The following is a 25,855-nucleotide window of genomic DNA, read 5'->3' as shown; positions in this document are numbered from 1 at the left end:
TACACTTCAGTTCTAGAACTTCTCTTTTTCTATAAAGTTAGAACTAAGAAACAAATATATAAGGAACATGTTCCACTTTATACCCTTCTATACTAATAATATTTATTCCTTTTTTATATAAAATTAAATGTACTCTTTAACAAAACATATACTATTAGATCCTAAAGCTTCTATTTAAATTCCAAAAGCCATGTAATGAATACAGTAAAATATCCTGTATCCATTGCATGGCTATAAATATAACTTTATTTAATTTATTTCCACCCTTTCCCCTGTTACCATATAAATAATCCGTTCTCCTACATTGGTAGCATGGTCAGCGATACGCTCTAAATACCTACCGATAAAAAGTAAATAGGTAGCTTGTTGAATGATTTCTGGTTTTTCAATCATCATTTCAATCAGTTCCATATATATATCTTCGTAAATTTCATCTACTGCTTCATCCTCAAAAGCAACCTCTTTAGCTAATTCTACATCTTCCTTCATAAAAGCATCTAGACTTTTACTTACCATGTCTTCTGCTAACTTTGCCATCCTAGGAATATCAATAAGAGGCTTAATAAGAGGTGCGTTCCCTATTTTAATAGTAATCTTAGCAATATTAACCGCATGATCCCCCATTCTTTCTAAGTCAGTTATAATTTTTAATATAGTTCCTATAGTTCTTAAATCCTTTGCCATTGGCTGTTGAAGGGCTAGTAACTGCATACAGTCATTCTCAATCTTCAGTTCTAATTCATCTATCTCGTCATCCAGCTCGTACACCTTCCTTGCCATATCTAGATCCTTGTTTACTAAGGATTGAACGGATACTTCAATAATATTTTCAACCATAGAGCCCATTCTTAATAGCTTAATATTTAGTTCTCTTAATTGGTTAATAAATCTTTCTCTCATTTTATCTCCTCTCTATCCAAAACGACCTGTAATATAGTCCTCTGTTCGCTTATCCCTAGGTGTTGTGAAAATATCCTTTGTCTTCCCTACTTCAATTAATTCTCCCATTAGGAAAAAAGCAGTACTATCTGATATTCTTGCAGCCTGTTGCATTGAATGAGTTACTATTATTATTGTATACTCTTTTTTTAGCTCCATAATAAGCTCTTCGATTTTAGCTGTAGCAATTGGATCTAATGCAGATGTAGGTTCGTCCATTAACAACACCTCTGGCTCCATCGCCAGTGCCCTTGCAATACATAGCCTTTGCTGTTGCCCACCAGATAGTCCAAGGGCAGATTTATTTAGCCGATCCTTAACTTCATCCCATAGAGCTGCTTTTTTTAAGCTTTTCTCAACGATCTCATCTAGCTCTATTTTAGAATTCACTCCATATCTTTTAGAACCGTAGGCCACATTTTCATAAATTGATTTTGGAAAAGGATTTGGTTTTTGAAATACCATACCTACCCTTCTTCTAAGGGCAACTACATCTACATCTTTTTCATATACATTTTGCCCTTCTAGTTCTAAATTCCCATTTATACGAATCCCTTCTATTAAATCATTCATTCGATTTAATGTTCTTAAAAATGTTGATTTACCACAGCCAGAAGGTCCAATTAAAGCTGTTACCTTTTTTTCATCAATATTTAAGGAAATATTATTTAATGCTTGAAAGCTTCCATAATATAAATCTAGGTCCTTAACTAAAATTTTAGACATATTTTACCTCCTGATCCCTTAGTTAACTACGATTGGCTACTTTCATTTTAATTCGAATTGTAGTTGCAATAATAAAAAATATAGAAATTACTCCTAATAGCACAAGAGCAGTTCCGTATTGAATACCTTCAGGCATATTAGGTACTTGAGTAGAAATAATATATAGATGATAAGGTAGAACCATAGCCTGATCAAAAATTGATTTTGGTAATCTAGGTAAAAAGAATGCAGCTACAGTCAATAATATCGGTGCTGTTTCTCCCGCCGCCCTACCTATACCTAATATTGCTCCAGTTAAAATTCCAGGCATTGCATAGGGCAAAACTACATGCCTTATAGTTTGCCATTTTGTAACTCCTAGTGCTAAAGAGGCTTCCCTATATTCTGCAGGCACACTTTTTAAAGCCTCTTCAGATGCCGTAATTATTACTGGAAGAATGAGACACGCTAATGTCAATGAACCCGCCAAAATTGAAGTACCAAAACCTAAAAAAAACACAAACAATCCTAATCCAAATAGACCATAAACAACTGAAGGAACTCCAGCAAGATTTAATATAGCAAGTCTTATTAGCTTTGTCAGTCTTCCTCTTTTCGCATATTCATTTAAATATATAGCGGATCCAATACCTAAAGGTAGTGCAAAGGCCATTGTTCCAAGTACTAAATACACCGTACCAACAATAGCAGGATAAATTCCACCTTCCTTCATTCCCTTCCTAGGCATTTCGGTTATAAAGCCCCAATTAATAGTTTCAATTCCTTTATATAAAATAAATCCTATAATTAGTATTATTGGTATTACTACAAGTAGCATAGTACAGGTTAAAATGCTAAAGGCAACTTTTTCTTGAATTTTTTTCTTATCCATTACTGTGCCTCCTTTTTAGACCGGGAAACTACATAATCTGCAATTATATTTATAGCTGTACTCATTAATAACAGTACAATACCTACAGCAAATAAGGCATTGTAATGAGTACCATTTCTTACTGTATCCCCCATTTCCGCCGCAATTGTAGCTGTCATTGTTCTAGCAGGAGATAAAATATTTCCAGTTATCTTCGCTGCATTTCCTGTTACCATCATAACAGTCATTGTTTCCCCAATAGCTCTTCCAATTCCGAGCATTATACCAGCAATGATTCCCGAAGATGCAGCAGGAACTAAAACATATCGAATAGTTTCCCATTTTGTAGCCCCCAGGGCTAAGGAAGCCTCATTATACTCCTTAGGCAAAGCATTAATAGCATCATCTGCAATACTTACTATTGTTGGTAAAGCCATTAATGATACTAATATAGAACCAGTTAAGGCAGTAAACCCTGTTGATAAGGAGAAAGCATTTTTTACCAACATAGACAATACTACCATTCCTAAAAACCCCAACACTACAGAAGGAATTGCAGATAAAAACTCTATAATAATCTTCAATCCAGTTCTAGTTTTAGGTCCTGCAACCTGAGAAATATATATGGCACAACCTACTCCTATAGGGACAGAAATGATAATAGCCCCTGCTGTCACCAATAGAGATCCTGCCACTAAAGGTAAAATCCCATATTGAGGATTGCTAGATACCGGAAACCAATTTTTCCCGAACAAAAAGTCTTTTAAAGATATGTCTTTAAAAAGTGCTATTCCAGATCTAAATAGGAAAAAGAAGATTAATAAAACTATAACCACTGAAGTGATACCCAGTATGAAAATTGCTTTTTCTATTAAATATTCTCCAAGTTGATTCTCAACAGTCTTCTTAAGGCTTTTCCTATGCTGGGTTTTTGGTATGTTTATAGTAGCTTCCTTATATAATCACCTCACGATTATCTCGTATTTTCTATAGCAAAGACCAAGTTCAGATAGAGCTTTAACTCCACCCGAACCCCTAAGTCTATTAATAATCAATATCTGCTACTTAACCGGAATAAATCCAATTTCTTCAACAATACCTTGTCCTTCTTGTCCCATAATAAAGTCCATATATAATTTAACAACACCATCTGGGTCTCCTGCTGTGTATAAGAATAATGGTCTAGAAACCGGGTAATCCCCTGCATTAATAGTTTCTAAGGATGGCATTACACCTTCGCTGTTATCGTCTTTTTTAACAGGTATAACCTTAATTTCATCGTTAGCATAAGCAAGCCCTATATAGCCAATTCCACTTGTATCTTGTTTTAATCCTTCAACTATAGCTTGGTTTGATGGCATTAATAGAGCAGAGGTAGCATATTCTTCGTCCTTTAATACAAATTCCTTAAAAAACACATAGGTTCCTGAGTTAGATTCCCTTGACATAATTACAATTTTTTCGTCATTACCATCTATCTCTTTCCAGTTAGTTATCTTTCCTGTAAAAATATCTTTAAGCTGTTCTAATGTTAAAGCTTCTATAGGATTATCTTTATTTACTGCAATGGCAATACCATCTCTACCTACAACAAATTCTTTTAGTTCAAAACTGTTAGCCTTTGCCTCTTCCATTTCCTTATCCTTTATTTGTCTAGATGACTGTGCAATATCAGCAGTTCCGTTAATAATTGCTGCAATTCCTGTACCAGATCCTCCACCTGTAACTGCCAGTTGAGCCTCTGGGTTTTTATCCATAAATTGTTCTGCCCATAATTGTCCAAGGTTAACCATAGTATCAGAACCCTTAATCTCTACTAATTTACTAAAATCAACTCCATTATTTTCATTTTGCTCTACAGAACCTGAATTGTTATCTTTGTTGGTTGGTGTATCTTTTCCACAACCTATTAATGCTACTGACGCCGCCATTACCAATGCTAATAATAAAGCTATTTTTTTCAATTTACATTCTCCCTTCGTAATCCCAATGTTTTAATTTGTATTCCCTACCTTACAAATTAATTATAATATCCTGCTGCTTTTTAATGGTTAACCCTAAGTTAATCCTCTGTTATATTTGTTAATCGCATGTTATGTTTGTGTTAACTATTTTAAATCCCATTGCAATTCCCATTCCAAAGCAAAGTTGTCCACAATGTTCAGTATACTTGGTTTCTTTGTTAGGATAATTAATTTTATATTAACTTGATGTTAATTGATTTGCTAAATTGGAAAATCTAATTTATAAAATAAAAAAATAAGATATATATGTTTGTCATATATATCTTATTTTAATCAAATGAATTCTAGCATATGTTGCGGTTAAACCGCTTTATAAGCACTGTTAAAATTAGGATATGATTAATCATTCCAATAACAATAAAAAGCCAAAATTCTATTCCTCCTTCAACTGCTCTAACAACCGATAGTATTGACCAATAATATGGAAATATAGCTCCAGTCCATCGCCATATTGACTTTAGTATATATCCTAATAAAGGTGATAAAATTAAAACACTTAATGTTTTCGACAATGTTAATCCCTCTATTTTATTACTTGCAAAGCTTGATATAAATAAAGCAGCCATTGGTGCCTCTAAGGACATCATAGTAGCAATTAATAGAGTGGGTATAAAAGAGATAGAAGTGAAACCTACAATAGGTAATATAACTATGGCATAGAAAAAACTAATTATTGTAGGAAAAAGCAATCTATATGCTATATATCCTTTTTTCTCAAGTGGAGTAGTCATTAACGCTAAATGTACACCATCATCTTTTTCATCCAGCAATAAAAGACCTATCATTACCCCTATTAACAAGGCTGGAAAAGCTAAAAAATAAGCTGAAATGATATTATAGTGAGCAGCAAGATTAATATAGGGTTTAAATTTCCTTGATATTACGGGAATACCATAACGTCCTATTAATGCTAAAATAAAAGGCCCTATAGTCATTAAAATAAACATAGGTTCTCTTGTCATATTCCTTATATCATTAATCATTAATTTAAGAAACTTTTTCATCTTATTTTCCCCCCTGGTCTAATATGATGTATTTATAAAACCAAGCATATGACCATTTATAAACTAGAAAAATCCAAAGCATCAAATAAACAACACTATATAAAAATTGCCATAACTTAATTGAATAAAAGGCCCCTCTTATCAACAACAAAGAAGCATAGGTAGGAAAAATATAAAACAAAGGACTTTCAATTATAGAAAAGTGCTCTAGCAAGGGTAAAAACAACACCATAATGTAAGGAATTGAACTCCACATATAACGATTAACTGTGTTAAATCGAGCTACCGCTACTATACCAATTAAAATAAAAAGAAAAGAAGTTATAGCTACGCCTGTTACTAATAAAAAATAATTTACATGGTATTCATATGCAAAAAATACAATAACCAAACTTGTAGCCAAGGATAGAACCGAAAGAGAAATTACCTTAGAAATTATATATTCATTAATAGTTAATGGAGTACAGACCAAATGCTCTATTACATTTTCGCTTTTTTCTAATAATATAATTGCACCAATAAAGAAAAAGCCAAGAACAGATGGATCTTGTAAAATGACAAATATAATACCTTTTGATACTAGCTCTATTGGTAAATATCTTAAAATTAGAATATATATTAAGGTAATCACAATATACACAGTATAAAATCCATATTTTATTTGTAAAGCTATATCACCTTTAATACTATTAATTAATCTTTTCATATTAGTCCCCTTCCTGTTACCTCAATGAAAATATCTTCTAAAGTTGCTTCCTGACTATGCATTGTCTTTACTTTATTTTCTTGAAGGCATTTAATAAATTGTTTATTCTCTCCTATAGACTCCAAAGAAAATTCCTTAGATAGAATAATTCCTTTACTTTCATATTCCACGGTAACAATCGATCGAGTTCCCCTCAACTTTAACTGTTTTGGAGAACTAATGAGTTTAATTTCTCCATCTACTATAAAAGCAACTTGATCACAAAGCTCTTCAGCTACTTGCATATTATGAGTAGTTAAAAAAATAGTTTTTCCTTCTTTCTTTTTTTGTAAGATAATCTCTTTTATTTTCTTAGCACTAACAGGATCTAATCCTGAAGTTGGTTCATCAAGGAATATCAATTGGGGCTGATGAATTAAAGCCCTAACAAAGTTCAATCTCATCTTCATTCCCTTTGAATATTTACCAACCTTGATGTTAGCTTTATCTTCTAATCCTACTAACTCTAAAAGTTTTCTCGGCTCTTCTGTAGGTCCATTATAAAAAGATCGAATAAAGTTTAAATTTTCTATGGCAGTAAGCTTATGATATAAGTTAGGTAGTTCAAAAGAAACTCCTATTTCTTCATAATAATCTCCTCTCCAATCTCTTATTTCTTTGTTCATTACAATAGCTTTTCCATCATAATTTTTCATAAGTCCTATTAATATTCTTTGGGTTGTGCTCTTCCCTGCACCGCTTGGTCCTAAAAATCCAAATATCTGCCCCTTTTCTACTTTGAAATTTAAGTCCTTTAATATTTCTTTTTTTGAATAAGGATATGAAAATCTCAAATTTTCAACTACTATCACAATAATCCCTCCATGTAAAATAGAATAATAAAAATCACTTGTTCTTTTTTAAATTAAAAAAATAAAGTCGTTAAGTACTAGCAATACAGGTAATCACTTATTTATGATAATTACCTGTTTGCCGTTATATTAAATACACCAATAATATAAAATAGAAAATACTCTGTCAATAAATTCTTCTTTTCTTCTCTTGAATAGGAGGTTCTTAGTATATCCATCATTCCTTCTATAAACCCTGAAGCTACAGCATGACAAAATCCGAAGATATTCTCTTTCTTCTCATCTGAAATATTTGTATTCTTTAGATGAACTGATAAATGTTCTGATAATAAGTCAATAAACTTAGACTTTATATTTTCATACTTAGTTCCTTTACTTCCATCAACCAAAATTAAAAAACTAGAATCAAACATACTATCATATTTATTAAGACAAAATTTAATAATAGTCTTTAAAAAATCGATATTAATACCCTCATCAAAAGTAAAATCTTTAAAGCTTTCATCCTCATGATTATTCAAAAGCGAAATAAATTCATCAAACGCTGGAGTAGTAATAATATAAAAAATTTCCTCTTTGCTAGTAAAGTAGTTATATAGATTTCCTATAGTAGTACCAGCTGACTTTGCAATTTGCCTCATAGATGTTTTTTCAAACCCATTCTTTAAGAACTCTGCTTTTCCACTATCCAAGATTGATTGTTTTACTTCCTCTTTAAGTACTTGCATAAAAAATCACCTGTTCTTTTTTATATATTATATCACAATACTAATTTAAATAAAGCATTTGAGAAAAAATAAAAAAGATTTAACATACAAATCAATAGATTTTTACCTTAAGCATCTTTGTGTTTAATTAGGATTTATCAAATGTTTTATTCTATTATTTTATTAGACTTAAATCCTAGTAGGTTTTTACTCTTAGATATATATATGATTCATTGAATATACTGAGCATATATGGAGAAAATATTTTAAAGCATATAGTTATTTATTAAATATTTATCTACAAGGAGAGGTCTCTATGAATGATGTAGGGAGAATCGGAATAAGTATTCCAAGGAAAGAGGCTTGGGATAAAGTTACTGGAGCTGCGAAATATAATGCGGATATAACCAGTCCTAATACTTTATACGCCAAAATGCTTACTAGCTCCCATGCCCATGCATTAATAAAACACATTGATATTTCAAGAGCAGCTAAAGCCACTGGTGTTCAAGCTGTAATTACGGGTGATTACTTTCCTATTCTAAGTGGTTCTATCATTGAAGATAGACCTCCTATTGCAAGGGATAAGGTAAGATATTTTGGTGAGCCAGTGGCTGTAGTAGTAGCAAATAGCGAGGCAGAGGCTATGAAAGCTGTAAAGCTTATAAATGTTGTCTACGAACCTCTACCTATAGTAAATTCCATAAGTGATTCTATAAAATCAGATGCACCTTTAATACACAAAAACTTAGGACATTATCATTGTACAGTTAACGATGTATATCCAAAAGCTAATTCAAATATCGCAGATCATGTAAAAATACGAAAAGGAAATATATCTCAAGGATGGGCAGAAAGTGATGTTATTATAGAATCAAATTTTTCACTTCCTAAATCAGATCATCTTGCTATGGAAACTAGAAATGCTAAAGCTCAAATATTGCCAGATGGGAATGTAATAATATATACATCTTCACAAGCCCCTTTCTCGGTAAAGAAAAGATTAAGTAAACTTTATAATATACCAGAAGGCAATGTTATTGTTCGTGTTCCATTGGTTGGGGGGGCATTTGGTGGAAAAGCTACTGTCGATCTTGAATTTATAGCGTATCTTGCTTCAAAGGCAGTTGGAGGAAGATTAGTTGAAGTAGCTAATTCTAGAGAAGAGGATATAACTAGCTCGCCATCTAAAATAGATGTTGAAGCTAAGCTTAAAGTTGGAGCCACTAAAGATGGCTTAATAAAAGCTTTAGAATGTACTTATTTTGTAGGTTGCGGTGCTTATTCCGATACTGGACCACGCATGGCTAAAGCAATAGCAGTTAATTGTTCTGGGCCCTATAATATTGAAAATGTATGGTGCGATTCATTTACCGTTTATACTAATAATACTTATGTTACGTCTTACCGTGGCTTTGGCCATACAGCATTTACTTTCTGTATTGAAAGAATGCTAGATAAGTTAGCGTCTTCATTGGGAATAGATCCTATAGCATTAAGAATAAAAAATTCCATAACCCAAGGTAACTTTACTCCAACACAATCAAAGGTGACACTAAGTAATACAGGACACTTAACAAACTGCCTACTAAGGTTAAAGGAAATTATCAATTGGCAGGAAGGTGCCAGAATAGAAACAGCAAATGATATGATACTAGCAAAAGGAATAAGTTGTTTTTGGAAAACATCTGATTCTCCGACTAATGCCACATCTGGAGTTATACTTACTTTAAACACTGACGGGAGTATAAACCTTAACTTTGGAGCTGTTGAAATCGGTCCTGGAATGAAAACTACTGTATCTCAAATACTAGCAGAAAAAATGAAAATCGACGTTAATAAAATCCACGTAGTTATGGATGTAGATACTCAAGTTACTCCTAAACATTGGAAAACAGTTGCAAGCATGACAACCTTTATGGCTGGAAATGCTGCCATTAATGCAGCTGCGGATCTAATACGGCAGCTCCGCTCTATTGGAGCCATAGTGCTTAAATGTCCTCCAGATGATTTAGATATAGGGGATCAGAGAGTATATTTAAAAGATAATCCTGAAATATATATTGAATTTAAGGATTTAGCCCATGGATATAGATATCCAGATGGAACATCTATAGGTGGGCAAATAATTTCACATGGCAACTACATGATGAAGCATTTAACTCCATTGAATAAGGAAACAGGAAAAGGTAAGGTAGGAGTGTCTTGGACTGTAGGCGCTCAAGCTGTAGAAATAGAGTATGATCCTAAAAGTTATACTTATAGATTGTTAAAAGCTGTAACCGTTATTGATGTAGGTAAAGTTATTAACCCCAAAACAGCTGCAGGGCTTATAATGGGCGGTATGAACATGGGTCTAGGCTTAGCTACTAGAGAGGAATTTTCTTATGATAATGCTGGAATATTAGAAAATACTTCACTGAGAACTTATAAATTAATGAGATTTGGAGAAAATCCTAAATATATAGTTGATTTTATTGAAACACCTCAGATTGATGCCCCATTTGGTGCTAGAGGTATGGGTGAACATGGTATTCTTGGAATACCTGCTGCTTTTGCTAATGCAATATCCTTAGCAACTGAATCTGATTTTAATAAAATACCTATTTCACCTGAAGAAATATGGAAAATGAAAACTGGAGGTAAGTATGATACCTTTTGATTTTGAATATTATAAACCAGAAACAGTGGAAGAGGCTGTTAATCTATTTAACAAATTAAAAACTATAGGAAAAAAGCCCATCTATTATGGGGGTGGAACAGAATTTATTAGTATGGCTAGAATGCACAATGTATATACGGAGGGAGTCATCGATATTAAAGGTATCCCAGAATGCAATATACATCAATTGAGAAATAACGAACTAATAATTGGTTCAGCTGTAACGCTTACCAATATTGCCGAATTAAACCTTTTCCCTCTGCTTAGTTTAACCGTTAAAAGAATAGCAGATCATACAATACAAGGAAAAATTACACTTGGTGGTAATTTAGCCGCTACCATAATATATCGTGAGGCTATACTACCCCTTTTAGTGACAGATAGTGAAATAGTAATAGCAGGTATAGACGGAAACAAAAGAGTGCCCTTAAGGGAAGTATTTGATAAACAGATTCAGCTTACCGAAGGAGAGATGATTGTTAAAGTAATTATAGATAATCAATTTCTTTCTCTACCTTATATACATGTAAAGAGAACAAAAAATGAGAAGATAGATTACCCTCTAATTACAATAGCTGCTTTGAAAAATAATAATAATATAAATATTGCTTTCAGTGGTTTGTGTGAATACCCTTTTAGATCGTCTTTAATTGAAGATATTTTAAACGATAATTTAATTTCTATAGATGAAAGAATAAATACGGCTATTAACAATATACCTAGTCAGATATTAAACGATATTAGTGGTTCTTCGGAATATAGAAAATTTATACTAAATACAATGTTACATGAGACCTTAAATAAATTTGAGGTGATAAGTTAATGCTTAAAATTTTAAATGCTACCGTCTTAACCCTAAATATAAATGGAGAAGATAGAAAAATAATTGCTGAGCCCTCCGATATTTTATTGCACACTCTACGAAAAGAACTTGGCCTTACTAGTGTAAAGCCTGGCTGCGAAAATGGAGACTGCGGCGCCTGTACTGTTTTAGTAGATGGCTGGCCTATAAAAGCTTGCCTTATGCTTACCGTAGAGGCCGTAGGAAAGAAAATCCTTACTGTGGAAGGACTAAAAGATGCTCCTATTCAAAAAGCCTTTGTTGAAAATTGGGGTTTCCAATGTGGTTACTGCACTTCTGGATTTTTAATGGTTTGTCATGCACTTTCAAATATTCATCCTAATGCAAATGATTATGTAATACAAGAGTGGCTTCAGTCTAATTTATGTAGATGCACAGGATATGAAGAGATTGAAAATGCTATAAAGTCAATTTTGAATAGTGAGGTTTAAAAAATATTAAATAATTATAAAATATAAACCATTATTTTCCATATATGTAAGCGTGTTCATATTCTTCATTCAGTAATTAATTTAAAATAGAATGGAATTTAGAAGAGATGAAAGTGGAAGGAATAATTTTAGCTGGTGGATTATCAACGAGATTAGGTACTAATAAATTACTACTAAACATAAATGGATCCACTGTAATCGAGAGATGTATTTGTGGAATGCGTGATCTATGCTCGAGAATCATAGTAGTAGGTGGTCATAGTTCAAAAGATATAAAGCATATATTGAATAAATATCCTAAAGTAGAATTAATTGATAATCCTAATTATTTAGATGGTATGTTTAGTTCGGTAAAAATGGGATTTAGTCATATTGTAGGAGAAAGAGTATTTCTAATTCCTGGAGACTATCCTGTAGTTGATAAACAAACTTACATAGATATGTTAAAAATTGATGAAGACATAGTCATTCCTACATACAATGGAAGGAAAGGTCATCCATTATTGATGAAAAGCTATTTAATAGAAGAATTATCAAAAGATCATACTTGTAAAACCTTACGTGATTTTACTACTAAAAAAGGATTCGCGTCTATAAATGTTACAGACCCTGGTATACTAATGGATATAGATACTATTGAGGACTACAAAAAGGTTCTTATGTATTTTCAAACAAAGGATTAGAAGCCAAGTTTTTATTCAATTGCAAAACCATCCTATGTTCATGTTAGGATGGTTTTTATGATTATATTTTGAACTTATTAAGCTTAATTGCAACTCCACTAAATACAAATGGGAAGGTATATGAAGAATAACTAGGATGAAAAGGAAGCTTTAATAGTTTTGGCATATATAATATCTTCTTCAAAATCTTCTTCCTTATTTTTTTCTTTATCCATATATCTCATTTACAAATGTTGCCCCAAGTATAAGAATCCCACCAATTAGCTGCACAATCGTCATTTTTTCATGCAGAAATATGGTAGCTAAAATGATGGCGACTACTGGATCAATATAACTTAGTGCTGCTATGCTCTGACCAGAAAGTTCTCTCATAGATGAAAAATATAATAGGTAGACAACTCCGGTATGTACGACACCTACAATCAAAAGCAACACAATCGGCTTTACTGTCATTTTGTCAAGCTGGATACCATCAACCAGAAGCACATACGGAAGCAGTGATACAGCTGCAATCCCCAATTGCACAATAGAGCTTTCAATTCCTGTAATATCCTTCAATTGCTTATTTAAGAATATGACAGTTGCATATAGAACCGCCGCTACAAGACCGTACAGAACACCTACAAAATCATTTACACCTGATGTCTGGCTTACACCTGCAATACAAACTAGCCCAACTAAGGCAGCAACGATACACATCACCTTTAATGTATTGAGTGACTCTTTCAAAATCAATGGAGACAGAATCATTACAAGTACAGGAGCAAAGTAATAGCAGATGGTCGCATTAGATATGGTTGTGTACTTATAAGCCTGAAAAAGAAGAATCCAGTTCCCTCCAAGTGCAATACCAGAAGCAATTAAAATCCATCGGTTTGCTTTTATTTTCTCTCCACTGACTTTCTCACTTGATAGTAAGCCAAACACAAATATAAATGCACAGCCCAATATGCCTCTTACCAGTGCAATCTGAGCAGATGAAAATGGAATGTTCTTAACAAACAAACCCATGCTTCCTACAATCAGCATTGACAAAACAAATTGAATCCTTGCCTTCTTCATAATGGTCTCCTTTCGAACTGCCTTTTTACTTGAAATATAGATGGCAATCTGCTACAATATATTTTACAATCATTCGTTTTATTAAACGTTAAATAAATTATACAAATGTACGGTATATTTGTCAATAGGAGGATTTTTATGAACTTAAATTATATAATTTCTACAAATTTAAGGAGATTAAGAACGGATCGCAATCTTAGTCTCGGTCAGTTATCCGAGTTGTCAGGTGTCAGTAAGGTAATGCTCTCTCAGATAGAGAAAGGTGAGTCTAATCCAACTATTAACACAATTTGGAAGATTGCCATCGGTCTAAATGTGCCCTATACCCGACTGATCGATTCTCCAATGAACGATGCCGTTATCATCCGCAAGAGTGACTGTAAGAAGCAGTCAGAGAATAAGAATTCCTTTGTCTCCTACTGTTACTACACCACCAACCCCAACCGTAGTTTTGAATTATTTAAGGTTGAGCTGCAGCCTCATTGTAAGCATAGCTCTGACGGTCATAATACTAAAACTCAGGAATATATTTTTGTAATTCGGGGTGAATTGACAATTCGGCTGACTACAGAGGAATATGTGCTTCAAGAAGGTGACTCTATCCAATTTGACTGTTCCCTTCCACATACCTTTATCAATAATTTGGATACGGTTCTTGAATTTACAGATATAATTTATTACTACTAAAAATGCTGCCTTCGTTATGATAGCAGCATTTTTAGTCTAGGAAGGATTATAATGTGAGAATAGAAAAAGCCACCCTATATATTTACTCTTAGGGTGGTTTTAAGGTATTACACTATATTTTTTATTTTAAACTTATTAAGCTTTTACAGTTGTTGCCTTTGGACTTGAGAACAGGAATTGAATATACTTAATCAATACATATAATACAAATAATACGGCTATAACTTCCTCAAACTTCACAATAGGTTTTAACCAAGCTATCGGATTACCTGATTTCGCTAAAAATCCGTTAGTAAGCTTAATTGCAACTCCACTAATTACCAATGGGAAGGTATATGAAGAATAACTAGGATAAAAAGGAAGCTTTAATAGTTTTGGCATATATAATAAGACTGCTGCTAACATAATTAAGGATAATGCCGCTAAAAATCCTACAATACCCATATTTTTATTGGGGAAAGAATTTATATATCCAGCTAAACAAAGGCTAGCAGGTGCCGCAAATATGGCTATAGTAGGTAGCGCAGGTTCTGGAATTCCCTTTACCTTTACAATCCGATATATAACAATTGGCAGTAATACTAAATAAGAAATAAATCCAAACCAAAATAAATACTGTCCAATTATAGCTTGATTATAAGCAGGTGCAGTTACGCTTCCTACCACAATTCCTACATAAACAATAAACCAGCTTGGGAAAACCTTTTTAATATTAAAATTTAACAAGTATTTCTTTGTAAAGTAAAGTATTAAAACAACATGTAGTCCAAGTCCTACTATCCACATACCATAGGAAACAGAAGGATAATATGGTTTAATATAAGTAGCTAAAAGCATAATTCCCATTGATAAAGTGGGACTTACACTAGCCACAACTGGATTATCCATGCTCTCTTTTACTCCTTTAGGATCTGCAACTATCTTTAGTATAAGTAAAAGTAGCAAAACTGCCGATATTCCTCCTAATATATTTCTATACACATCTCCATAGGATTGAATTAAGTTGCCTAATGCAGCTAAACCTAGCATTAAGCCTGCCATTGGTATAGGTACTTTTTTAATGATTCGCCCCATATCCATCACCCCATTATTTATCAATATTTACAATGTTTAATTCTCTAGCTATAATCTCAGCTGCCTTTTCTGCTATTTCACCTGTAAAAGAAATACATTGTTCTTTATGCTCTCCGGAGCCCATATCCATTCCGTGTGTTAATACCTTACAACATAAAACCTTATGGTTGTTTTTAAAGCTCTCTTGTAATTCATTAGCAAGTGCTAAGGTATTTTGAACTTTAGTGTCTCCACCCTTGGTTCTTCCAAAGAAGTACCCAAGACACATAATACCACCAGATACAGCTCCACATACACATTTTGACTTACCAATTCCTATAGGAAATCCAGACGCCATAGCCACCATTTCTTCAGGCATATCAATTTCAAAGTTATCTCTAATAGAACTAACTATAGCTTCAGAGCAAAAGAAATCTCCCTTTCTATATAAAGCCTCTGCATCCTCTTTAACTTTGCGTATACTTATTTCTTTTTTCATTTGGTAATCCCTCCCTTTAAATTAAATAAAATCGTTAAATATTTATACAATATCTGAATAATTTCAATATAGCATAGGGAATAAGGAATTAAAAATAGATTCTATCTATTAAACAATCATTATGTATTGAAAAAATAAATATAATTATACATATTGGTATCCCATTAAATGTAGAGACACAAGTAGATAAGTTGGTAGTTTCAGGGTTAAATCAATTAAAGCAACAAAGAGCGTAGACTTCTTGGTTCTTTATTGGTATAATTAGGTAAATGTTTTGCTCTTACAAATCTTAAAGGGGGTACTAGAGTGGTAAACGAAGGGGGTATTAAAGTGAGAAACAAATTATTAAGTATAGTATTAATTATTGTACTAATTAGCACAGTTTTTGTAGGGTGTACAAGCCAAGCAGCTCAGTCTATAACTGAAAAATTTGATTCAGGAGAGAAACAGAACTTTGAACAGAAAATAGAAGTATATCCAGAACCTATAAATTATAATAGGGGAAAACTATTAGATATTAAGGAAGTTTTTGATGAAAATAGGGGCCAGTATGAGTTAAGGGGATACGATATATCTGACTTAGATTTAACACAAGTAAATTTTGAACGTTTTATATTTGATAGTCAAACAAAATGGCCGAAAAAGCTTCCTGACGGATTTAATATAGAAACCATTATAAAGTATGGTAAGCAACCAGGACTAGATATCGATTATCTGCACAAAGAAAAGATTACTGGAAAAGGTGTAAATGTAGGGATAATTGATGGGCGCTTATTAGTAGACCATAAAGAATTTAAAGATAATATAAAAGTATATGAAGAGATATTCGATATGGATGGACCAGCTCACTATCATGGAACGCCTATAACATCAATACTATGTGGAAGAGATGTAGGGGTAGCTCCTGATGCCAACATATACTATATTGCATATTTAGACGAGGATACAGAGTATGAAAATGGATATATACATCTAGCAAACGCTATAGAAAGAATGATTGAAATAAATAAAGATTTACCAGAAGACAATAAAATCAAAGTAGTATCAATATCATCTGGTTGGGATCCAAACAGCAAAAATGCAGAAGCAATTTACAATGCTATTGAAAAAGCAAGACAAGAGAACATATTTATCGTGACAGCACGACTTTTTGACACTGATAATCTTCACTTTGCTGGACTTAACAGGAATCCAATGTCTGATCCAAAGTATATAGAATCATATAGTGCAGACTATTATCTTGAACCATATGAGGCAGCAGAGGATATATTAATGGTGCCTATGGATGCAAGATGGCTAGCCAGTCCAACTGGAAAAGATGAGTATGTAATGTATAGTAAAGGTGCGTGGAGTATGGTTATACCATACATTAGTGGACTATATGCGTTGGCATGTGAAGTAAATCCGGACATAACTCCAGATATATTTTGGGATTTAGCTTTATCAACTGGAGACACACTCGATGAGATAAAACAAGATAATAAATATGAAGGTAAAAACATGAAAATAGTTAATCCTAAAAAACTAATTTCCACGATTACTTCAACCATTAATAATTAAGAAAAAATACAAAAGGACAGCAAGTTATCACCTATGCTGGGCGCACCACAAAAAAACTCCTACTTAATCATAGGAGTTTTTTTAGAAGCTCTATTGTCTATTTTTTTAAATATAAATTTCGAAACATCTTCTGCAGCATGTGGTTTACGAATTACAGAACAACATTTTACCATCTTTTCTCTCTTTTGTGGGCTTTCATATAATAGTTCTTCAATGGCATCTCTTAGCTCATTTAAGTCTTTTAGATACATTGCTGCCCCTATATCTGAAAAGTATTGAGCATTTTTTACTTCTTGACCTGGTATAGGATCAAAAACTAATACTGGTAGCTCTTTAGTAACTGCTTCTGTCATTGTTAGCCCCCCAGCCTTCGAAACTAAAAGATGCGAACATTCCATCAACTCATGAACATTATCACAAAATCCTAGTATCTTCACATTATGTTTTAGATTATAGACCCTATTTTCTAGTTCTTCCTTTAAATATTGATTTTTACCTGCAACTACTATTAGCTGTAAGGGTTTATTAATTTTATCTGTAGTTTTTAGAACCTCTTCTATTGATCCTAATCCTAGACCACCACCCATAATTAATACAGTAGGTATATCTAATTCTAAACCTAACTCTATCATTTTTTCTTCCCTATTAACTGGTGTATTAAATTTACCTTCAATAGGTATTCCCGTTACACGTATCTTTGAACCTTCTATACCTCTATCTATCATCTCCTGTTTTAAAATATTGCTGCCAACAAAGTAGCTGTCAATAGTGGAATCAAGCCACACGCTATGAGCAGTATAGTCAGTAATTATACTCGCAGTATATGTGTTAATTTTATTTTTCCTTTTTAAATGCGATACTAGAGTTGATGGAAAAGGATTAGTAAATAAAATCATATCTGGGTTTGAAGCTTCAATTAGTGTCGCGACTTTCTTTTTATATTTATGTGCAAATATACTGCTTACCTTGCTTTGTTGATTAAGCCTCATAGTTCCTTGGTATAAAAGATTATACCAGCTAGGAACCATATCTATCATCTTTAAATAGGTTGCCTTAATAAGACTTCCAATTGTAGACGGAAAAATATCAATAAAATCAATAATCTCTATATCTAAATTGTCGTGTTTATCTAATAGATGTTTTTTTATAACCTTAGCTGCCTGGTCATGTCCACAACCTACAGAAGCTGTCATAATCATTATTTTATATTTGTTTGTTAACATACTCTTTCATCCCCCATTATATATATTACAACATTACCCAATTAATGTATTTACTATCCATTTCTCATCTATATATTTATATATATATTAAAATTAATTCTTCAACTTAATAACATTCCTACTGGATTTATTTTAATTATATCAGCATAATGTTAAAGCGGTCTTAATCAAATATTAAATTTCTCTTAAAATTTCCATATAATAATATATAATGAATAATTGTTAAAATATATCAAGCTCTATAGATACTAGATATATCATTCCTCATTTTTTACAGTACCATCCCAACTATAATATCATAGTATAATATCATAGTATAATACACAGAAGATTTTTCAAAAATTTTGTAAGGGGGTAATAGGGTGGCGGATCGAAATAAAGGCATTTTATATATGTTAGCATCATCTTTATTCTTCGCCTTAATGGCAGGGGCAGTTAAGTTTTCTGGCAATATACCTACAATGGAAAAGGTGTTTTTCAGAAATATAGTCGGTTTTGTAGTATCTGGATATATGATTTTTAAATCGGGGGAAAGTTTTAGAGGAAATAATACTAAGTATTTATCCTATCGTGCTATTTTAGGTTTTTTAGGAGTCGTTTTTTATTTTTATGCAATAGATAATCTTCCCTTAGCTGATGCAGTAGTATTAAACCAATTAAACCCATTCTTTATAATTATTCTAGCTGCCATGTTTTTAGGCGAAAAAATTAAGAAGCTTCAAATTCCTGCTATCATATTAGCATTAATAGGCGTGGTTTTTATAGCTCAACCTCAATTTAACTATACTATTTTACCAGCAGTAGTAGGAATACTATCCTCAATATTTGCGGCTTCCGCATACACAATGATACGTCATTTAAGACTAACTGATACACCTCATATGATTGTATTTTACTTTACAGGAATATCGACTATTATAACTATACCCTTTATGGTATTAGGTGATTTTGTTATGCCAGATACAGTATCCTTTATATCTTTACTGACTGTGGGCGTATTCTCAACATTTGCTCAATATCTAATGACCCATGCTTATCGTTATGCAGAGGCAGGGGATTTATCTATTTATTCATATGGCAATACTATATTTTCTATATTTATAGGAATTATCTTATGGGGAGAGATACCTAATCTATTAAGTACATTAGGTGTACTTTGTATTTTAACAGGAGCTTATTTAAACTATAGGGCTAGGAAGCATGTCCTAGATGTTCAATAAATATTAGCTTATATAGAATTTGCCAAAATAACAAAGCTTTCATTAAAAATGCCACAAGGAGAATTAACTCCATGTGGCATTTTGTCAATACTATATTCTTTCTACTAACACAGATGTACCCATACCTCCACCGATACAAAGTGTTGCTAATCCTTTTTTAGCATCTCTTTCTTCCATTGCATAAAGCAGAGTAGTTAAAATTCTTGCTCCACTTGCTCCTACCGGATGACCTAAAGCTATTGCCCCACCTTTAACATTAACTATCTCATCATTGAAGTTTAGTCCCTTAGCTACAGATAGAGCTTGAGCAGCAAACGCTTCGTTGGCCTCAATAATATCTAAATCTTCAACCTTCCAGCCTGATTTTTTTAATGCTTTTTCCGTAGAAGCTACAGGTCCATAGCCCATAATAGCAGGCTCTACTCCGCCTGAAGCATAGGCTACTAATTTAGCTAATGGTTTAATTCCTAGCTCATCAGCCTTTTCTTTACTCATAAGTACCAATGCAGCAGCTCCATCATTAATTCCAGAAGCATTTGCAGCTGTTACTGTACCATCCTTTTTAAATGCTGGTCTTAATTTTTCTACAGATTCCATAGTTGTTCCATATTTTATATACTCGTCCTTATCTACAAGGATATCTCCTTTTCGGGTCTTTACAATAACAGGTACTATTTCTGCATCAAATAATCCAGTTTTCTGTGCTTTTTCAGCTTTGTTTTGACTTTCGACTGCAAATTTATCTTGCTCTTCTCTAGAAATATTGTATTTTTCTGCAAGGTTTTCTGCAGTTATACCCATGTGGTAATCATTAAAGGCACAGGTTAATGCATCGTTAATTAAAGTATCTACTACCTTTGTATCTCCCATTCTAGATCCCCATCTCATATCCTTTAAAACATATGGAGCCTGAGACATACTCTCTGTTCCACCTACTACTACAATGTCATTATCACCAGCAATAATCGTTTGAGCGCCTAGAGAAACTGCCCTAAGTCCTGATCCACATATCTTATTAATAGCCATAGAAGATACTTCATAAGGTATACCTGCTTTAGTGGCTGCCTGCCTTGCTACATTTTGTCCAACTCCTCCTTGTAAAACACATCCAATAAGAACTTCATCTACCATATCTCCTGTAATTCCTGCTCTATCTAATGCACCCTTAATAGCTGTTGCACCTAAATCTGCCGCACTTATATCTTTAAGTGCCCCACCAAAGTTTCCTATTGGTGTCCTAGCAGCACTCACTATTACAATTTCTCTCATGTATTACACCTCTTTATTATCATTTAATATATAAATCTATAATGTAACAGCTCCATCTACAGATAGTACTTCACCACTTATAAACTTGGCTTCGTCGGAGGCTAAAAACAAGAAAGCATTGGCAACATCAGATGGATCCCCCAATGTTTTTAGTGGAGATTTATCCTTCATCATATCTAAAACCTTTTCAGGCATTTTAGCAGTCATTTCTGTAGCAATAAATCCTGGTGCTACTGCATTAGCTCTAATACCTTTTCTACCTAGCTCCTTTGCCCATGTTTTTGTCATACCAATGACAGCAAATTTTGTTGCCGCATAGTTTGTTTGACCAAAGTTTCCATATAAACCTACTACCGAGGATGTACTTAGGATAACACCAAAGCCTTGCTCAGCCATTATTTTGGCTGCCGCCTGCCCTGTATTATATACTCCTTTTAGATTAACAGCTATTACCTTATCAAATTGATCCTCAGTCATTTTTAATATTTGTGCATCTGCTGTAATGCCTGCATTATTAACAATAATATCGATTTTGCCAAAGTGATTTTTAATATCATTCATAGTTTTATTAACTTCTTCGCTATTAACTACGTTTGCTACCACACCTAAAACATCTGCGCCTTTATCTTTAAGCTCAGTCACCATCGGATTAACTTCTTCATTTGAAATACCCCAAACAACTACTTTTGCTCCTTCTTCTGCAAACCTTAATACAGTTGCCTTACCAATACCTGAAGTTGAACCTGTTACTACTGCAACTTTTCCATCTAATCTCATTTAAACCCCTCCCTTTATATTATTAATATATAATTTATTTGAATTTTCTATCATCAATAAGCATTGCAAATTCCATGCCATTTTTTATCCCCTACAATTGACCACCTTATTGTATGTAAAAATAAGCACCTTAACTGCTTTTACTCAAGAAAACTTTTACCTTTGCTGACTATAGCAGTGAATATAATCACCTACAAACCTTACTCTATATAATATATGAAAATAGCAGCTGTATATTTCTTTTACATTGAATTATACAGCTGCTTTATCATTTATATTATGTGAATTATACATGTACATTTCTTGTACATATCTATGGGAAACTGTTCCTTTTATCTACAATTAACATTTAAAATGTTGCTTTTATTTATCTAGTCGTATATCTTCTTCATATATTTTTATACTCTTTTTCTCTAACTGCCAATCAATTAATCTATTAGCAAAGGTTATTACAATAGCTACTACAGGTACTCCAAGGAACATTCCGATTACTCCATAAAGTCCTCCACCTAAAACTATAGAAAAAATAATCCAAAATGGACTTAGCCCTACACTCTCTCCAAGGATTTTAGGTCCTAAAATCAATCCGTCAAACTGTTGAAGTATAAATATAAATATTGTAACCCATAAGGCGTTTATAGGGCTATCAAAAAATGTTATAATTACTGCTGGTACCGCACCGATAAATGGTCCAAAATAAGGAATCATGTTAGTAACTCCTATAATAACACTAATTAGTAAAGCATATCGTATTTTTAATATAGTTAATCCCACAAAGCAAAGTGCACCTATAATAAAAGAATCTATAAATTTTCCTACTATAAACTTCCCAAATATTGTATCCGCTTCTCTTCCAAAATCTTTTAATCTATCTACTGTTTTTCCATGAAATATTGCACGTAATATTCTTTCTATCCCCCTCTTAAAAGATTCCTTATCGCCTAATAAATAGAAGGAAATAATTATACCTAGTATGAAATTGAATATTCCAGATGTAATATTCATAACTCCCATAACAATATTGTTGAAAATATAATCCAGCAATTTACTTGCATTTGTAAATATTTCATTAATATTCTTTTCAATGTGCCCAGTAATGTTATAAACATTATTAGCTGCACTAAGCTCGTTAGACCATTTGTTGGACCACTCATCTACAATATCAATTGTAGAGTTTATATATTCTGGAACCCTTCGGCTAATTTCAGCTATGTTACTACCAATCTGTGGAGCAACAAAAACTATTACCATCGCAATTAGGCCGAATAAGAATAGGTATATAGTTAAAATACTCAATACTCTCGGTAGCTTCCTAATAGATTTTATTCTACCAATTTTATTATATACCTGGGTCTCGAACCACCTAACACCTGGATTTAATAAATAAGCTATGAAAATAGCCATTATAACAGGACTTAAAACCTTCTTAAGTCTACTCGTCTGAATAGATATCCATTGTAAAAAATAACCTAAATTTCCTAAGGATAAATAGAAAACAATGGATAGTGCTATTGTTAAAAAAGCATATAAAGAGTACTTTAAATATTGCTTATCTAGCTTAATTTTCATTCTTCTCACCCTTATCTGTATGTTTAAACTTTTCTTTAATATGATTCTACAGTATATGGCCTATAAATTCCACTTATATTTAACTTAATTTTAAAATAACCCCCTTCGGTTACACTTATTTGGTCCAAAGGGGATTAGCTTGGGGCTACATTAATCTTTTTTACATGCTCTAAATAAGGTGCATCCTTTACAATCCTCACATTTTTTATACACTTTTAAAATAGTATAACATCTAGGACAACGTCCTTCTTCACCATCTTTTATTTCTAACTTACATTTAGGACAAGTAACCATCATTACTTCACCCTCTCTTTTACACTTATATAATAATTTGCGCTAATATTCCAGCTGTTAAGAAAGAAATTACAAAGCTACCAATCCAAATACCTACTGATTCTTGCCAGCTTCTTTCCTTAAATATAACCATGATAGCTGCGATACAAGGAACAAATAAAGTAATAGCAACTAAAGATACTATTATTTGTGGAGGGGATAATAAACCTGCCTTAACTAAAGAGTCTAGTCCTGCTGCTCCAAAGTCCCTTCTAACTATACCCATAATAAAAGCTGTAGCTACTCGAGGATCTAGCCTTAAGAATCCTTGTGTTATTGGTGCAAAAACTCCTATTACCCCATCTAAAGCACCAGTATACTGCATAACTGTAATTATTACTGCTCCTAGTGCGAACAATGGTCCCGCTTCCTTCATAAACATAATAGATTTAGTGTAAGTTTTCTTAAGCACATTAGATAACTGTGGTAATCGTAGTGGTGGTAAATCTATTAATAAGTCAGTTGACTTTCCAGGCATTACTTTATTTAGTAATGTTCCTATAATTACAAATACAGCAAATATAGTAATAACATATATCATAGTATATTTAAATCCTAATGGAGCAACTAATCCTGCAATAACTCCAATCTGGGCAGAACAAGGTATTGCTAATCCTAATAGCATAGTTGCAATAAAACGCTCTCTTTTTGATCCTAATAGTCGGGTCGTAATAGTGGCCATAGTAACACACCCAAACCCAAGTATCATTGGTATAACTGCCCTACCATTTAGACCTAAACTCATAAGCATACGGTCTACTAAGGTAGCTATTCTTGGCAAATATCCCGAGTCCTCCAGAGCTGAAAGTATAAGATAAAAACCAACTACTAAAGGTAATAACAGTCCCAATAAATAGATTGGAGTCATAGTAAATAATCCAAATTCTCCAATTAATAACTTACCTATAAAACTCTCTTCTACAATTAATCCAGAGAATAAATTCATAATAAAATTATTATAATAAGTGCCCATTATAACTTCTTCTGTAACTCCTACAACTGTTTGTGCTACAAATACTCCTATAAGTTGGTACATAATAAATAATGTAAAAGCTAAAATAGGAATACCTGTTAAAGGTTGGACCATCCATCTTCCAAGCTTAGTTTTAAAAGATGCTCCTTGAGTATTTTCAGAAACTACCTTATTAATTATTGCATCTACTCTTCGTCTTCTTTCCATATAGATTGTTTCTCGGAGTTTATCATTAAATGTAACATTATTACGAGAAATAACATTTTCATCTTCTTCTAGTACTAATAGAGCCTCCGAAGCTACTTCAACTTGATCTTCTACAGCAGGCATATATTTTTTTACTATATCTAGTTGATTTCCTGATGTAGCACAGCAGATGGCATCTTTTACATCTTCAATTCCTTCTCCCTTTATGGCTGTGGTAGCTATTACCTTAACACCTAGCTCTTTTGAAAGTTGTTTAATATCAATATTCATTCCATTTCTTTTAACATCATCCATCATATTAAGTGCCACAATTACAGGCTTACCCATATCTATTATTTGCTGAGTTAAAAATAGATCCCTCTCTAAATGTACAGCATCTACTACATTTAAAATAATATCTCCATTGAGTATAACGTCCCTAGCTACTTTTTCTTCATCGTTAAATGATGATACTCCATATACACCAGGAGTATCCATTACAAAATCATCTTTATACTTTCCATGGCTAATATCAACTGTAGTTCCTGGAAAGTTAGATACATCCACATATACGCCTGTTAAAGCATTGAAAAAAACTGATTTTCCTACGTTCGGATTCCCTACTAATACTATTTTCTTGCTACCTTCAGGAATTTCTACAACCGTATCTAAATCATGACCACTCATACTTATACCTCACATTCATTATATAATTTTTATTTGTATAGTCTCTGCAAGTCTACGCCCAATCGCTATTTCTTGCATTCTATTTTGCAAAATAATTGGTCCAGCTGGCAATTTTTCTGCACATATAAGCTGTGCCCCTTCACAAATTCCAAATCTTATAGCCTGAGCACGAATACCAGCATCAGGTATATTAAGTATTTCAATTCTCTGCCCCTTTACTGCACTATCTAACGTCATTACAGTACACCTCCAAGTAATTATATGAATTTGAATTTAAAAGTCATTATCATTAGAACAATGTAAGTGATTACC

At 32.8% G+C, this 25,855-nt stretch carries 27 protein-coding genes; 7 read left to right on the top strand and 20 right to left on the bottom strand.

All coding sequences use genetic code 11. The annotated features are described in order from the left end of the window. Window positions 1–249: 249 nt before the first annotated feature. From phoU to HYG84_RS06920, 9 genes are all read right to left on the bottom strand, one after another. Window positions 250–900 (bottom strand): phosphate signaling complex protein PhoU, encoded by a 651-nt coding sequence (gene phoU, locus HYG84_RS06960; RefSeq protein WP_212381567.1) that lies wholly within the window; start codon window positions 898–900, stop codon window positions 250–252. 12 nt (window positions 901–912) lie between these two features. Then, complete coding sequence (gene pstB / locus HYG84_RS06955; RefSeq protein WP_212381565.1) at window positions 913–1,665, bottom strand: phosphate ABC transporter ATP-binding protein PstB; 753 nt, start codon at window positions 1,663–1,665, stop codon at window positions 913–915. Between the two features lie 22 nt (window positions 1,666–1,687). Then, window positions 1,688–2,536 carry a phosphate ABC transporter permease PstA gene (pstA, locus tag HYG84_RS06950; RefSeq protein ID WP_212381562.1) on the bottom strand — a complete coding sequence of 283 codons (849 nt, stop codon included), beginning with the start codon at window positions 2,534–2,536 and terminating at the stop codon, window positions 1,688–1,690. Beyond that, the gene (gene pstC, locus HYG84_RS06945) at window positions 2,536–3,351 is read right to left on the bottom strand and encodes a phosphate ABC transporter permease subunit PstC (RefSeq protein ID WP_249168730.1); all 816 of its coding nucleotides are present in this window, start codon (window positions 3,349–3,351) and stop codon (window positions 2,536–2,538) included. Before pstC ends, pstA begins: the two co-directional genes overlap by 1 nt. Before the next feature lie 225 nt (window positions 3,352–3,576). Next, a complete protein-coding gene (locus tag HYG84_RS06940; protein ID WP_212381561.1) occupies window positions 3,577–4,479 on the bottom strand; it encodes a PstS family phosphate ABC transporter substrate-binding protein in 903 nt (300 codons plus the stop codon). A 344-nt stretch (window positions 4,480–4,823) separates the two neighbouring features. Continuing rightward, window positions 4,824–5,543 carry a hypothetical protein gene (locus tag HYG84_RS06935; RefSeq protein WP_212381559.1) on the bottom strand — a complete coding sequence of 240 codons (720 nt, stop codon included), beginning with the start codon at window positions 5,541–5,543 and terminating at the stop codon, window positions 4,824–4,826. A gap of 1 nt (window position 5,544) precedes the next feature. Next, a complete protein-coding gene (locus HYG84_RS06930) occupies window positions 5,545–6,249 on the bottom strand; it encodes a fluoroquinolone export ABC transporter permease subunit (RefSeq protein WP_212381557.1) in 705 nt (234 codons plus the stop codon). After that, window positions 6,246–7,100, bottom strand: coding sequence for an ABC transporter ATP-binding protein (locus HYG84_RS06925; protein WP_212381555.1), 855 nt, complete (start codon window positions 7,098–7,100; stop codon window positions 6,246–6,248). Before HYG84_RS06925 ends, HYG84_RS06930 begins: the two co-directional genes overlap by 4 nt. 110 nt (window positions 7,101–7,210) lie before the next feature. Next, window positions 7,211–7,828: a TetR/AcrR family transcriptional regulator gene (locus HYG84_RS06920; protein WP_212381553.1), complete on the bottom strand. Its 618-nt coding sequence runs from the start codon at window positions 7,826–7,828 to the stop codon at window positions 7,211–7,213. A 295-nt stretch (window positions 7,829–8,123) separates the two neighbouring features. Between HYG84_RS06920 and HYG84_RS06915 the strand changes: the two genes are divergently transcribed. From HYG84_RS06915 to HYG84_RS06900, 4 genes are all read left to right on the top strand, one after another. Next, the gene (locus HYG84_RS06915; RefSeq protein WP_212381551.1) at window positions 8,124–10,469 is read left to right on the top strand and encodes a xanthine dehydrogenase family protein molybdopterin-binding subunit; all 2,346 of its coding nucleotides are present in this window, start codon (window positions 8,124–8,126) and stop codon (window positions 10,467–10,469) included. Beyond that, window positions 10,456–11,292 (top strand): FAD binding domain-containing protein, encoded by an 837-nt coding sequence (locus tag HYG84_RS06910; RefSeq protein ID WP_212381549.1) that lies wholly within the window; start codon window positions 10,456–10,458, stop codon window positions 11,290–11,292. The genes HYG84_RS06915 and HYG84_RS06910 overlap by 14 nt, the downstream gene beginning before the upstream one ends. Next, complete coding sequence (locus tag HYG84_RS06905) at window positions 11,292–11,762, top strand: (2Fe-2S)-binding protein (RefSeq protein WP_212381547.1); 471 nt, start codon at window positions 11,292–11,294, stop codon at window positions 11,760–11,762. The genes HYG84_RS06910 and HYG84_RS06905 overlap by 1 nt, the downstream gene beginning before the upstream one ends. A 113-nt stretch (window positions 11,763–11,875) precedes the next feature. Beyond that, complete coding sequence (locus HYG84_RS06900; RefSeq protein WP_330655598.1) at window positions 11,876–12,445, top strand: nucleotidyltransferase family protein; 570 nt, start codon at window positions 11,876–11,878, stop codon at window positions 12,443–12,445. A gap of 61 nt (window positions 12,446–12,506) precedes the next feature. Here HYG84_RS06900 and HYG84_RS20510 read toward each other — a convergent pair whose 3' ends face one another. After that, on the bottom strand, window positions 12,507–12,629 hold the full coding sequence (locus HYG84_RS20510; protein ID WP_256442587.1) for a hypothetical protein: 123 nt from the start codon (window positions 12,627–12,629) through the stop codon (window positions 12,507–12,509). 23 nt (window positions 12,630–12,652) lie between these two features. After that, complete coding sequence (locus tag HYG84_RS06895) at window positions 12,653–13,507, bottom strand: DMT family transporter (protein WP_212381542.1); 855 nt, start codon at window positions 13,505–13,507, stop codon at window positions 12,653–12,655. Between the two features lie 138 nt (window positions 13,508–13,645). Here HYG84_RS06895 and HYG84_RS06890 point away from each other — a divergent pair, with 138 nt between their 5' ends. Continuing rightward, window positions 13,646–14,194, top strand: a complete 549-nt coding sequence (locus tag HYG84_RS06890) for a helix-turn-helix domain-containing protein (RefSeq protein ID WP_212381540.1) — start codon at window positions 13,646–13,648, stop codon at window positions 14,192–14,194. A gap of 135 nt (window positions 14,195–14,329) precedes the next feature. Here HYG84_RS06890 and HYG84_RS06885 read toward each other — a convergent pair whose 3' ends face one another. Then, window positions 14,330–15,268, bottom strand: coding sequence for a TDT family transporter (locus tag HYG84_RS06885; protein WP_212381538.1), 939 nt, complete (start codon window positions 15,266–15,268; stop codon window positions 14,330–14,332). Window positions 15,269–15,281: 13 nt separating this feature from the next. Then, window positions 15,282–15,746 (bottom strand): C-GCAxxG-C-C family protein, encoded by a 465-nt coding sequence (locus tag HYG84_RS06880; protein WP_212381536.1) that lies wholly within the window; start codon window positions 15,744–15,746, stop codon window positions 15,282–15,284. Between the two features lie 330 nt (window positions 15,747–16,076). Here HYG84_RS06880 and HYG84_RS06875 point away from each other — a divergent pair, with 330 nt between their 5' ends. Beyond that, entirely contained in the window at window positions 16,077–17,306 is a 1,230-nt protein-coding gene (locus HYG84_RS06875; protein WP_212381534.1) for a S8 family peptidase, read from the top strand. A 59-nt stretch (window positions 17,307–17,365) separates the two neighbouring features. On the opposite strand, the gene HYG84_RS06870 is transcribed toward HYG84_RS06875, so the two are convergent. Continuing rightward, window positions 17,366–18,529, bottom strand: coding sequence for an MGDG synthase family glycosyltransferase (locus HYG84_RS06870; protein ID WP_212381532.1), 1,164 nt, complete (start codon window positions 18,527–18,529; stop codon window positions 17,366–17,368). 362 nt (window positions 18,530–18,891) lie between these two features. On the opposite strand from HYG84_RS06870, the gene HYG84_RS06865 reads away from it, so the two are divergent. Continuing rightward, a complete protein-coding gene (locus HYG84_RS06865) occupies window positions 18,892–19,749 on the top strand; it encodes a DMT family transporter (protein WP_212381530.1) in 858 nt (285 codons plus the stop codon). Between the two features lie 90 nt (window positions 19,750–19,839). On the opposite strand, the gene HYG84_RS06860 is transcribed toward HYG84_RS06865, so the two are convergent. The 6 genes from HYG84_RS06860 to HYG84_RS06835 form a co-directional block, all read right to left on the bottom strand. Continuing rightward, a complete protein-coding gene (locus HYG84_RS06860) occupies window positions 19,840–21,018 on the bottom strand; it encodes an acetyl-CoA C-acetyltransferase (RefSeq protein WP_212381529.1) in 1,179 nt (392 codons plus the stop codon). 36 nt (window positions 21,019–21,054) lie between these two features. Further along, window positions 21,055–21,795, bottom strand: coding sequence for a beta-ketoacyl-ACP reductase (locus HYG84_RS06855; RefSeq protein WP_212381528.1), 741 nt, complete (start codon window positions 21,793–21,795; stop codon window positions 21,055–21,057). 363 nt (window positions 21,796–22,158) lie between these two features. Further along, complete coding sequence (locus HYG84_RS06850) at window positions 22,159–23,364, bottom strand: AI-2E family transporter (RefSeq protein ID WP_212381527.1); 1,206 nt, start codon at window positions 23,362–23,364, stop codon at window positions 22,159–22,161. 150 nt (window positions 23,365–23,514) lie between these two features. Next, a complete protein-coding gene (locus tag HYG84_RS06845; RefSeq protein ID WP_212381526.1) occupies window positions 23,515–23,661 on the bottom strand; it encodes a hypothetical protein in 147 nt (48 codons plus the stop codon). A gap of 22 nt (window positions 23,662–23,683) precedes the next feature. Continuing rightward, window positions 23,684–25,543: a ferrous iron transport protein B gene (feoB, locus tag HYG84_RS06840; protein WP_212381525.1), complete on the bottom strand. Its 1,860-nt coding sequence runs from the start codon at window positions 25,541–25,543 to the stop codon at window positions 23,684–23,686. An 18-nt stretch (window positions 25,544–25,561) separates the two neighbouring features. After that, window positions 25,562–25,780, bottom strand: coding sequence for a FeoA family protein (locus HYG84_RS06835; RefSeq protein WP_212381524.1), 219 nt, complete (start codon window positions 25,778–25,780; stop codon window positions 25,562–25,564). Window positions 25,781–25,855: the final 75 nt, after the last annotated feature.

Source organism: Alkaliphilus sp. B6464, from assembly GCF_018141165.1.
Classification (GTDB): domain Bacteria; phylum Bacillota; class Clostridia; order Peptostreptococcales; family Natronincolaceae; genus Alkaliphilus_B.
Note: the sequence above shows the minus strand (reverse complement) of the source record. Positions and strands in the feature narration are given on the sequence as shown.